Origin of the sequence: Candidatus Ulvibacter alkanivorans (assembly GCF_003333325.1) — a bacterium.
GTDB classification, from domain to species: Bacteria; Bacteroidota; Bacteroidia; order Flavobacteriales; family Flavobacteriaceae; genus Ulvibacter_A; species Ulvibacter_A alkanivorans.
On sequence record NZ_QOLC01000026.1, the window covers coordinates 1 to 10,963 of the forward strand.

The window sequence follows — 10,963 nt, forward strand, 5'->3', positions numbered from 1 at the left end:
TTACAACATGTAGTAAATTACTTACAATTCGATGTACGGCTGAATTTGTTCGATAAACAGTTTATTTGGTGAAGATTTTACTAATAGCCAACTGCGGTATCATCGCCTCTTTTATCGGCTCCTCCCTCTAGTATTCCGTCAGGAAGTACTAAAATGGCATCTACTTTTCCAATAGTTGGGTCGGTTTCAGTATTTTCCGGATACCCTTTTTTGGCTAATTTTTCTTTTAATGCTTCGGAAAATTCCCCGTGCTCATAACGTATGGCATCAGGAAGCCACTGGTGATGAAACCGCGGCATATTGACGGCTTCTTGCATGTGCATGTCGAATTCGTACACATTTAAAATGGTTTGCAATACAGAAGTGATGATGGTAGCTCCTCCGGGTGTACCTAGGACCATCCAAAGTTCGCCTTCTTTTTCGACAATTGTCGGGGTCATAGCGCTTAGCATTCTCTTTTGTGGTGCAATGGCATTTGCCTCACCGCCCACTAGTCCGTAGATATTCGGAACTCCGGGTTTTGCACTAAAATCGTCCATTTCGTTATTCAGAAAAAAACCGAGTTCTTTTGCGTATAATTTAGACCCGTATGCCGAATTAAGCGTTGTAGTGACGGCCACAGCATTACCAAATTCGTCCACGATCGAATAATGCGTAGTTTCGGTACTTTCATATCCTTGTATTGAGCCATACCCAATTTCCGAAGAAGGCGTAGCAGCCTCGAACGAAAAACTTTGCATTCGTGTTTCCGCATAGCTTTCAGAAAGCAGCGAATCGGTTGGAATACTCACAAAATCGGGATCGCCCAAAAAATAACTTCTATCGGCATAAGCACGTCGTTCTGCCTCCGCCAACAGTTGAATGTATTTTGCATCATTATGCTTAAAGGTGCTAATAGGGTATGGTTCGATCATTTTGAGGATCTGACCTAGACAGATACCGCCACTGGAAGGTGGTGCCATAGAAATGACGTTTAGGTCTTTATATTGGAATACCACCGGTTCTCTCCACTGTGCTTCGTAAGCCTCCAAGTCCTCTAAGGTGACAATTCCACCGCGTTCTTCGAGAAAATCGACCAATCGTTTTCCGGTCTCACCGCCGTAAAACTCCATCCTGCCATTTTTTACAATACGCTTTAAAGTGTTTGCCAGGGCTTTGTTCTTTAGGGTATCTCCTTCAGAATAGGTTTGCGTAAAAATAGAGGGTTCTTGATTTACGGAATCGATTATGTGTCGGTATTTTTCAAGCCTTGCAGCTTGTTTGGCAGTGACTACGTATCCGTTCTCTGCTAGGTCGATCACCGGTTGCAATAAGATCTCTATTGGCAAGGTGCCTAATTTTTTATGTACGGCAAAAATCCCTGCTACGGTTCCCGGCACTCCTACCGCTAAGCTTCCTACTTTACTTTTTTCGGTTAGGTAGTTTCCTTCATCATCTAGGTACATGTTCTTATGTGCCGCTATGGGCGCTTTTTCTCTAAAATCGAAACTTCCTATTTCGTCGTATTGTGTTCTATACACCATAAATCCGCCACCACCTAGGCTTCCGGCATATGGGTACACTACTGCCAATGCCATTTCGGTAGCAACCATGGCATCAAAGGCATTTCCGCCTTTTTTTAAAATTTCCACACCAATTCGAGATGCTTCTTCTCTTGCAGAGACCACCATTGCCTTTTCTGTGATCAACCCAATTTTTGGCGCCTCGTCTTTTTGTTCGACGGGGTTTGCCGGTTCATTTTTACAGGCAAGGGCGAGCAATGTGAAAAGGAGATAAGCCAAATGTTTCATAATTCAGATTTTTTGTTTTCCACAAACTCGATGAGTTCGGCAAAGAAAGAAGTGAATTCCGCTTCAAACTCCTCGTAATATTCCTCGAGCTCAACGACTGCAAAGTTCATTTTAGATACATTTTTGGTTCGTACGTTCATTTGCTTTAAAATCGTACTGATTCCGGGGATGGTGGCATAGCTTAACAACCAATTATCGTTTATCATATAAGGCATCATTCGCTGTATACGAGAAGGTAGGATCGCAAAATTTTTCCGAAGTAAATTATAGAAATCTTCTACATATTCTGAAAGCGGTTGTTCGTGATAATCGTTCCAATTTTTGGCAAGAAAATGATCGTACAGGATATCTACAATTACGCCGCTGTAATGACTGTAATTTTCGTGCAGGCGTGCCGTACTTTGTTTTACGGTAGGATGAGCGTCTGTGTAGCTGTCTATGGCTCTATGTAAAAGGATTCCCTGCTGAATTTTAGGAGGAAATTTCATGTATCGTTTTCCTTTAATGCCATCGGCAATAAAATTGCCAATAGTGATGCCTTCGTCTTCTCCCGAAAGGTAGATATGTGCGAGAAAATTCATTCGGGACAATTTACAAAATCATAACAAAGAAATGCGATTTTAAAAAGTATCTTTGCGTAAAAATTGAACGTATGACCTTAATTAAATCCATTTCAGGAATTCGTGGAACCATTGGAGGCGTTCCAGGCAACAACTTAACACCTATAGATGCTGTTCGATATGCAGCAGCGTATGGAAGTTGGATCAAACAACAACGAGATAAAGAATCGTATAGGGTTGTTGTGGGTCGCGATGCTCGAATTTCCGGTGAAATGGTGCAGCAATTGGTGATGAATACCTTGGTCGGACTTGGAATAAACGTGATAGACCTTGGATTATCAACAACACCAACTGTAGAGGTGGCGGTTGCCTTAGAGCATGCTGACGGCGGAATTATCCTAACTGCAAGTCATAATCCTAAAGAGTGGAATGCGTTAAAATTACTAAACAGTAAGGGTGAGTTCTTAAATGCAAAAGCCGGTCAAGAGATATTAGACATAGCCGAAAAAGGAGACACAACTTTCGCAGATGTAGATTCTTTAGGTGCTATCACCGTAAATGATGCCTATATCGATATGCATATTGATGAAATTCTAGACTTGCCTTTGGTGAATGTAGAAGCCATAAAGAAGGCCAAGTTAAAGGTCGTTGTCGACGCTGTAAATTCGACCGGTGGTATTGCGATTCCGTTGTTGTTGGACGCCTTAGATGTGCATTGCACAAAATTGTATTGCACTCCTAACGGTGAATTTCCACATAACCCCGAACCCTTAAAAGAACATTTGGGAGACCTCATGGAGCTCGTGGTAGAAGAGCAGGCTGATTTCGGGATCGTGGTCGATCCAGATGTTGATCGTCTCGCGTTTGTAGATGAGAAAGGGGAGATGTTTGGAGAGGAATATACCTTGGTTGCAGTGGCGGATTATGTGCTGGGACACACACCGGGAAATACTGTTTCTAATATGTCATCCTCAAGGGCTTTGCGCGATATTACTGAAAAACATGGTGGGTCTTACACTGCGAGTGCGGTAGGAGAGGTGAATGTAGTGCAACAGATGAAAGACACGAACGCTGTTATTGGTGGCGAAGGTAATGGAGGAGTCATTTATCCGGAGTTACATTATGGAAGAGACAGTCTGGTAGGCATCGCATTATTCTTGAGCTTTCTAGCCGAGCAGAATAAAACGGTAAGCGAAATTAGAGCACAGTACCCAGCTTATTTTATGAGTAAAAAGAAGATTACGCTTACGCCACAATTAGATGTTGATCTACTGCTGAAAACGATGGCGGAGCGATATGCTTCGGAAGAAATAAAAACCATCGACGGTGTGAAAATTGATTTTCCTGAGAATTGGGTACATCTTCGAAAGTCGAATACCGAACCGATCATTCGAATCTATACCGAAGCTCGGTCACAGCAAGAAGCCGACGAACTAGCAAATCGTTTTATAGCTGAAATTAAAGAAATTACAGGCATTTAATTAAACTATAACTTTAAGCTCTGTGCTTCCAGCGTTTGTGTGACCATAGGTAGTACTGGGGAGTTTCCCTGATCTGATTTTCTAGTGCATCTAAGAATTTTCGTGTAATCGCGTAGTTGGGTAACTCCTTAGGTTTATCGGTCAACGGGATTAGCTTTGAGGTATAATAGCCACGTTTGCGTTTGTAAACTTGGAGGTAGAACACCGGGAAGTCAAGTTTTTTTGCTAATTCTTCAGTTCCGGTAAATACGGGTACATCGATCCCCATAAATAGATCTCTATGCTTGTACGCATCTCTTTTAGGTGTTTGATCTGATAGAATATAAGAAAGAGTTGTCTCGCCTTTTTTCTTTTTGCGGAACAGCATAGGAACAATGGCTTTGTTCGTAACCACGGTCGGACCAAACCGACTACGTGTTCGTTTTACCAAACGATCGAAATAGGGGTTGTCTAATGGTTTGTAGACGGCAATACCTTCGTAATCGAACATGGTGGTTAATATCCCACTCCATTCCCAATTCGCATAATGCCCAGCCATTAGAAAAATGCTTTGACCCTTTTCGTAATAAGGGGTTAGCATGTCGATATTCTCTACTTGAAATCGCTTTCGCATGGCGGCTTCAGAAATGGTTAAACTTTTTATAGATTCAAAGATGAGATCACATAAGTGTTTGTAGAATTGTTTTGCGATCTTTCTTTTGGTAGCTTCTGTTTCCGAAGGAAAAGTGAGCGAAAGATTTTGCATTACCACCTTTTTTCTATACCCTATTATATGATATGCGATAACATATAGTACACTAGACTTTATGTAGAGTATAGACAGTGGTAGCAGCGAAGTGCCCCAAAGGAACGGATAAATAATAAGATAAAGTAGGCGCTGCATAGTCTAATTTAAAACAAAACTAACTAAATTTATTGCATTACAAACCTATTAAATTAAATAGCGGCCACATGCCTAATATTCATATTGCTACGCTTGTTATTATTGCAGCAAACATCTTACTATCGTTGAAAGGGTTTAATGATTTTTCCTTTTTTGAAAAGTATAAATTTAATATAGCCGGGATTAGGAGGGGCGAAAAAATTCGTTTTTTCAGTTCGGGGTTTTTGCACGTAGACTTCACGCATTTATTGTTTAACATGCTAACCTTGTATTTCTTTGCAGGTTTGGTCATCAACTCGGTAGGGGCAACGCGATTTGTGATTATCTACTTAGCAGGATTAATTGTTGGTAATCTATTATCGTACTATTTTCACAAGAACGAATACCATTATAGTGCTGTGGGAGCGAGTGGAGCGGTAATGGCAGTGCTGTATGCGGCCATTCTTTTTTATCCCATGAAAGAGTTTTACCTCTATTTTTCAATACCGATTCGAGCATGGATCTTAGGGGTATTATACTTGTTATACTCGGTTTACGGCATGAAAAAGCAATTGGGTAACATTGGTCATGATGCCCATATTGGAGGAGCCATTGCCGGGTATGTGCTCACTATTGTATTTGCGCCATCGTTGTTACAGACAAGTTTTTGGATAGTGGCAGTTCTTGCGGCACCAATCTTGTTGCTTTTTATATTGCATAAATTAGGGAAAATTTAAAATCAGAAGCATGAGAACAATACTAGTATTATTCGTTTTAACCACATTAAGTATGACAGCACAACAACCCATTCAACCAACAGTCGATGTCACCGGAGAAGGAGCCATTACGGTAGTTCCGGATCAAGTTACTGTAAACGTTCGTGTAGAAAATACCGGCAAGAATCCTAGTGTCGTTAAGCAGGAGAACGATCGTACGGTGAATAATGTACTCGAATTTGTCAAGAAAATGAATATCGATTCAAAACACGTCAAGACAGAGTACGTACGATTAAGCAAAAACTATGAGCACAATACAAAGACCTATAATTATGCTGCAAATCAGTCTATTTCCATTCAATTAAACGATCTTTCAAAATATGACGATTTGATGAACGGACTGTTGGAAACCGGTATAAACAGAATAGATGGTGTTCAATTTCAATCCTCGAATCGAGAAGCTCTTGAGGCTCAAGCACGTATAAAAGCAGTGGAAGACGCAAAAATGAAGGCAGAATCGTACGCAAAGGTTTTAGATCAAACCATTGGTAAAGCCGTTTCTATTAGTGAATTTCAACCCAGTAGCGAACCTCGACCTATGTACCGCAGTATGGCCATGGAGGCCGATAGCTCCGGAGGTCAAGAAACCCTAGCTCCCGGGGAATTGGAAATTCGGGTACGAATAAATGTATCGTTTGTGCTAAATTAGCCTATTGACCGCCTAATAGCGACTCCATTTTTGCTTCTAAGGCCGGGCCGCGAAGGTCTTTGTCTATTATCACACCGTTTTCATCTAAAAGGAAAGTTGCCGGGATAGATCGTACATTGTAGGTACGAGCAATAGGATCTTGCCAGAACTTCAGATTAGAAACGTGGTACCAATCCATGTTATCATCTTCGATCGCTTGCACCCAGCGATTCTTTTGTCCTTCACGGTCTAGAGAAACGCTAATGATGTTAAGGCCTTTGTCATGATATTTTTCATATACCCTCACCACATTTGGATTTTCCATACGACACGGACGACACCAGGATGCCCAGAAATCGATAATTGTATATTTGCCAAGGGTTTCTTTTAATGAAAGCATTTCGCCGTCTGGAGTAGGAGCCGTAAAATTGGGTGCTGTTCCGCCAATGTCGGCTTTCTTCATACTTTCTATCATTGTCCCTAGATCCTTAGCGATTTGGGTCGCCGCTAATTTTGGGGTAAGGTTTTCTACCAGTTCTTTTGCTTCAGTGCGAGTGATCTCTTTTCTATTGAGCATTTCAGAAATTAACATTACCGCAAAAAGTGAATTATTATTTTCACGCAAAAATTGTTTTTTATAGGCCGTTTCTTCGTTTACCAAAGCAAGGTTGTCTTGTTGAATTTGGGTCACCAATTCACCGTCTTGTTGTGTTCGTGCTTGCTTATAACGCTCTATATTTGCTTCCTTCTGTTTATTGAACTTCATCATTTCGTTATAAAATTCACGATAAACTGTGTTTTGTGCGCCACCTGAAACATAGGAGGCCGAGATACTGTCCTTGTAAATAAAGGCCTTCATGTCTTCATTCTCTGGGAAGTACAGGATGGTTGTTTGATTAGTGCCCGGACGTAGATAGTGAAGTGAGAAATCATCAGACTTCTCATAGGACCCGGCGAAGGATTCATTCTCTACAGTCAAGGTGTCGATCACTTCGGGTTGGTTGTTCTCGATTCGATATACGAAGATCTCGGTTCCGTCTTCATATCCTGCTGCTGTACCCTTTAATTCGTAGGTATTACTGTCGTCTGCACAAGAAACTATTGCGATTGCTATTAAAAGTCCAAATAAACGCTTCATAAGTATTATTTTTTCACAAAAATAGTGGGATTTTTTTCTGAAAAAAAATAGGAACCTCAAATATTTGTTAATTCTTTGAAACCGAATTTAGTGCTTATTTAATTTTACGTATTTTTATGGGTTCAAAATGAATAGAATGAAAACTGAAAAGGAGGCATTTCCTTTAGACATACAAATTAGCTTTCACAAGCTTTTCGACCTGTATCGCACAAAATTATCGGATGGTGATTTTCACGATACCGATAGGGTTCAAAAAGTTTTAGCGATTGAAAAAGAACATCCAAAACTAAGTTCGGGTCTAAGCTCTCATGAAGAAATTCAAGAGTATGGTGAACAAATCGACTTTATCTTAGAAGATCTTTTTAACCCTGTATTACAAGGCAACGAAATTAAGGTGGCCACTTCACCTTTTCAGGAATTCATATTTAAAAGCACAAAACGGTACCAGAATATTATAGCTGCGGCGGGAGAAGGTTTTACCCCAAAGCTCACTAACTTCGATGATAACCATTTTTACATCCTAGGTTGTAATATTATTTTGAGTGCTTATTACGGGTATAACGTTGATTTTAAACGACCTTTTTACTACAATATTCCGGACGCTTCTGGCACTATGCGTAATTATCGCATTCTGTACAACGGCGATTTTATGGATGTGGAAAAAACGGCCAATGCACCCGAAATCACTTCCGAAGACCTCGACGAACTACTTGAGAACTTTGATGACGTTGCAGTTTGGAAGAAAAAGTTTCCTCCGGGAAGCTGGGTGTTTAGAGGCTTTGTAATTGCCAATATTTTTGATGTTACGCTGGATGTCTCTATCTCCGATTTTAAATCCTATTTATTGAAGAACGAATCTACCGAAGGAAAGGTGGTTGCCGAATTTGGTGAGATCTTTAGAAGTATCTTTAATCTTCCCGACCTTAAAATTGGCTTTTCCGATTATAATGAAGAAGACGGTGTTTTCGAAAAACTTTTGTACAAGAATGCGCCTAGTTTTATTCTTCGGAATCAGACGTTTCAAAACTGTAATGACGCGCTTTGCGATACTTCATACTATACTCTTTTTAAGCAAAAAGGACTATATATAGTTACAAACACTAAAAAATATCATAAACTATATCCGAAGAACGTCCTGTACAAAAAGCTATTGGATCAAGGGATCAAAAGTGCCATCCTGGCAGCCATTGTTAGCGAAGGAAAAGTGTTGGGTGTGTTAGAGATCGTCTCGCCTAATGTAAACGATCTAAACACGGTAAACGCGAACAAGCTCAAGGATATCATGCCCTATATGATCGATTCGGTAGTGCGGTCTAAGGCGAAGGTAGAAAAAGATCTTGAATTGATTATTCAAGAAGAATGTACTTCTATTCATGGAAGTGTCCATTGGAAGTTCAAGCGTGAAGCCAAACGCTATCTAAAGGCGTTGAGCGAAGGCACACCTACCTATTATCGTGAGGTAGTCTTCGATAATGTATATCCGTTATATGGTCAAATGGATATCAAGGGCTCTTCGGAAGCAAGAAATCAAGCGACCAAAAAAGACCTTGAACTACAACTGAAGCATATTCAGAAAATAATCAAGAAGATCTATCGTATTGAAGCACTTCCAATTTACGAGCAAATCGATTTTAGAATATCCGAATATTTACGTGAGTTTAGAAAAGAATTACAAGTAGATAGTGAACGCAATGTGCTTAATTTTGTTCGGTCAGAGATCGTTCCTATGTTTTCACACCTAGGGAAGAAAAGTGATGATCTTAAAGAATTGATAGATGAATATTACGAAGAAATAGACCGAGCTACCGGACTTGTTTACAAGCATCGTAAAGATTACGATGACTCGGTGATGCTTATAAATAAGCGAATGGCCTCCATTATCGACAAAAAACAATTGGAAGCTCAAGAAATGTATCCGCATTACTTCGAACGCTTTAAGACCGATGGGGTAGAGCACAATCTATACATAGGAGAATCGATCACTAAGACCAAGAGTTTTCATAAGGTATATTTGTACAATTTGCGCTTATGGCAACTTCAGGTTATGTGCGAAATGGAGAACAACTATTATAAGTTAAAAGAACGGCTTCCGGTTCCTCTAACAGTTGCATCGATGATACTGTCTTTTAACAGCTCGTTATCGCTACGATTTAGGATGGATGAAAAACGCTTCGATGTCGATGGAACCTATAATGCACGTTATGAAGTCGTAAAAAAGCGAGTCGATAAGGCCCATATTAAAGGTACCGAAGAGCGTATTACCCAACCGGGGAAAATAGCGATCATCTATTCCCAAAAAGAAGATGAAAAAGAGTATTTAAAATATATCGCTTTTCTTCAGCATAAAAAATTACTGAACAAAGATGTAGAGATATTAGAGCTGGAAGACTTACAAGGCGTTACAGGACTTAAAGCCATACGCGTAAGTGTTTTATACTCTAAGGATTCCGATAACGACAAAGATAAGGACTACTATACTTATAAAGACCTTATGGTTCAGCTTAACGCCTAAACTTCAGGTTTTACAATATCACTTACTTGGTCAACGGTTAGATCTGCTACGCCAAACGAGACTCCAAACGCAATAATCGAGATGATCGTACCCAACACGAAGATCGTATAGGTCATTCGTAAGATGCGATACTTCCTATCAAGCACTTTTCCTAAAAAGTACAAGTCTTTAGTGAGCGAGGAATAGATATAATTTCTATCTTTTAGTAGTTCATCTATAGCCCATTGGTATTGGGATAACTCCATTTTATGAAAGTTTCCAAAGAAAGTGAGGTTTACGCTCTTGTTCATTACATCTTCTTTGGTGAATTCGCCACGGGTAACATTTGGTCGCGTTGCGATTACGGCTAAGATCATCGTGACCGCACTGGATACTACAAAGATAGCCGTAGGCCATATTAGATACGGATTCGTATCGAACTTGGAGAACAAGTTGGCCAGTGTTAAGGAGATGATGATCGCGTTTACAGATAGCAGTATGTTTGCTTTGGTATCTGCAATATCACTAAGCTTAATATGGTTTCTTAAGGCAGTTCTATAAAAGGTTTGAATACCGCGATCGGGACTTGCATCCTTGTATTTTACTTTTAACTGTGCTTTAAGTTCTTCTTTTTTAAGCTTTTTCTTGTCTTTTTTCCGGCTCTTGATCAAGTCGGCTAAATTGTCTTCCTTTTGCTTTTGCCAGTTTCGCAGCGCATAATCGCTATAGAATTGGTGTTTTTCTATAAGTACCTTTATGTTCTCATCGCGCCATTCTCGAGGAGAGAAGTTTTGTATTCCTTGCGATTTATATTCTTGTCGTAGAAATTCGCTGGCTTCCTGAAAGTATTCTTTTCCGAAGTGAGAAGAATCGGCATCACGAATTATTTCTTCAAGTTCACCTTCAGGTGTTCCTTTAAACTTTGTTGCCATGATACATCGCTCCACACCATCGATTATTTCTTGATCTACATCTTGCGAATTTAGAAACTCCTTAGCGATCTTCACACTCTCTTCTTCATGTCCATCTCGACACACCGTATAGCCCGTATCATGCAGTAATGCTGCTAGTTTAAGGATGGTTGCATCTTTAACATTAATTTGTGAATCTTCAATAATTTCGTTTATACTTTTATAAACACGTTTGGTATGCCGGTAATTATGATACACAAAAGTGTTAGGCAGTTTCTCCTTGAAAAGGGTAAGAACGAACTCATCGGTTGCTTTAATTATATCAC

At 40.0% G+C, this 10,963-nt stretch carries 9 protein-coding genes; 4 read left to right on the forward strand and 5 right to left on the reverse strand.

The features are described from left to right. Positions 1 to 80: 80 nt before the first annotated feature. Together ggt and DWA30_RS01670 are read right to left on the reverse strand one after the other, a co-directional pair. Positions 81 to 1,790, reverse strand: a complete 1,710-nt coding sequence (ggt, locus tag DWA30_RS01665) for a gamma-glutamyltransferase (RefSeq protein WP_114490799.1) — start codon at positions 1,788 to 1,790, stop codon at positions 81 to 83. After that, positions 1,787 to 2,371 (reverse strand): acyl carrier protein phosphodiesterase, encoded by a 585-nt coding sequence (locus DWA30_RS01670; protein WP_114490800.1) that lies wholly within the window; start codon positions 2,369 to 2,371, stop codon positions 1,787 to 1,789. Before DWA30_RS01670 ends, ggt begins: the two co-directional genes overlap by 4 nt. A 71-nt stretch (positions 2,372 to 2,442) precedes the next feature. On the opposite strand from DWA30_RS01670, the gene glmM reads away from it, so the two are divergent. Next, on the forward strand, positions 2,443 to 3,831 hold the full coding sequence (gene glmM / locus DWA30_RS01675; protein ID WP_114490801.1) for a phosphoglucosamine mutase: 1,389 nt from the start codon (positions 2,443 to 2,445) through the stop codon (positions 3,829 to 3,831). A gap of 13 nt (positions 3,832 to 3,844) precedes the next feature. Here the strand turns inward: glmM and DWA30_RS01680 are convergent, their stop codons facing one another. Then, positions 3,845 to 4,714 carry a lysophospholipid acyltransferase family protein gene (locus tag DWA30_RS01680; protein WP_114490802.1) on the reverse strand — a complete coding sequence of 290 codons (870 nt, stop codon included), beginning with the start codon at positions 4,712 to 4,714 and terminating at the stop codon, positions 3,845 to 3,847. A 68-nt stretch (positions 4,715 to 4,782) separates the two neighbouring features. Between DWA30_RS01680 and DWA30_RS01685 the strand changes: the two genes are divergently transcribed. Together DWA30_RS01685 and DWA30_RS01690 are read left to right on the forward strand one after the other, a co-directional pair. Then, on the forward strand, positions 4,783 to 5,430 hold the full coding sequence (locus DWA30_RS01685) for a rhomboid family intramembrane serine protease (RefSeq protein WP_114490803.1): 648 nt from the start codon (positions 4,783 to 4,785) through the stop codon (positions 5,428 to 5,430). 10 nt (positions 5,431 to 5,440) lie between these two features. Continuing rightward, positions 5,441 to 6,118 (forward strand): SIMPL domain-containing protein, encoded by a 678-nt coding sequence (locus DWA30_RS01690; protein WP_114490804.1) that lies wholly within the window; start codon positions 5,441 to 5,443, stop codon positions 6,116 to 6,118. A gap of 1 nt (position 6,119) precedes the next feature. Here the strand turns inward: DWA30_RS01690 and DWA30_RS01695 are convergent, their stop codons facing one another. Beyond that, positions 6,120 to 7,235: a TlpA disulfide reductase family protein gene (locus DWA30_RS01695; protein ID WP_114490805.1), complete on the reverse strand. Its 1,116-nt coding sequence runs from the start codon at positions 7,233 to 7,235 to the stop codon at positions 6,120 to 6,122. A 136-nt stretch (positions 7,236 to 7,371) separates the two neighbouring features. Here DWA30_RS01695 and DWA30_RS01700 point away from each other — a divergent pair, with 136 nt between their 5' ends. Continuing rightward, positions 7,372 to 9,747 (forward strand): GAF domain-containing protein, encoded by a 2,376-nt coding sequence (locus DWA30_RS01700; RefSeq protein ID WP_114490806.1) that lies wholly within the window; start codon positions 7,372 to 7,374, stop codon positions 9,745 to 9,747. On the opposite strand, the gene DWA30_RS01705 is transcribed toward DWA30_RS01700, so the two are convergent. Then, positions 9,744 to 10,963: Pycsar system effector family protein (locus DWA30_RS01705; RefSeq protein WP_245933839.1), on the reverse strand; the 1,220-nt coding region annotated here is incomplete at its 5' end. The genes DWA30_RS01700 and DWA30_RS01705 overlap by 4 nt on opposite strands.

Coding starts and splice junctions, on each gene's coding strand:
- ggt (WP_114490799.1), bottom strand. CDS start 1,790: ATGAAACATTTGGCTTATCTCCTTTTCACATTGCTCGCCCTTGCCTGT.
- DWA30_RS01670 (WP_114490800.1), bottom strand. CDS start 2,371: ATGAATTTTCTCGCACATATCTACCTTTCGGGAGAAGACGAAGGCATC.
- glmM (WP_114490801.1), top strand. CDS start 2,443: ATGACCTTAATTAAATCCATTTCAGGAATTCGTGGAACCATTGGAGGC.
- DWA30_RS01680 (WP_114490802.1), bottom strand. CDS start 4,714: ATGCAGCGCCTACTTTATCTTATTATTTATCCGTTCCTTTGGGGCACT.
- DWA30_RS01685 (WP_114490803.1), top strand. CDS start 4,783: ATGCCTAATATTCATATTGCTACGCTTGTTATTATTGCAGCAAACATC.
- DWA30_RS01690 (WP_114490804.1), top strand. CDS start 5,441: ATGAGAACAATACTAGTATTATTCGTTTTAACCACATTAAGTATGACA.
- DWA30_RS01695 (WP_114490805.1), bottom strand. CDS start 7,235: ATGAAGCGTTTATTTGGACTTTTAATAGCAATCGCAATAGTTTCTTGT.
- DWA30_RS01700 (WP_114490806.1), top strand. CDS start 7,372: ATGAAAACTGAAAAGGAGGCATTTCCTTTAGACATACAAATTAGCTTT.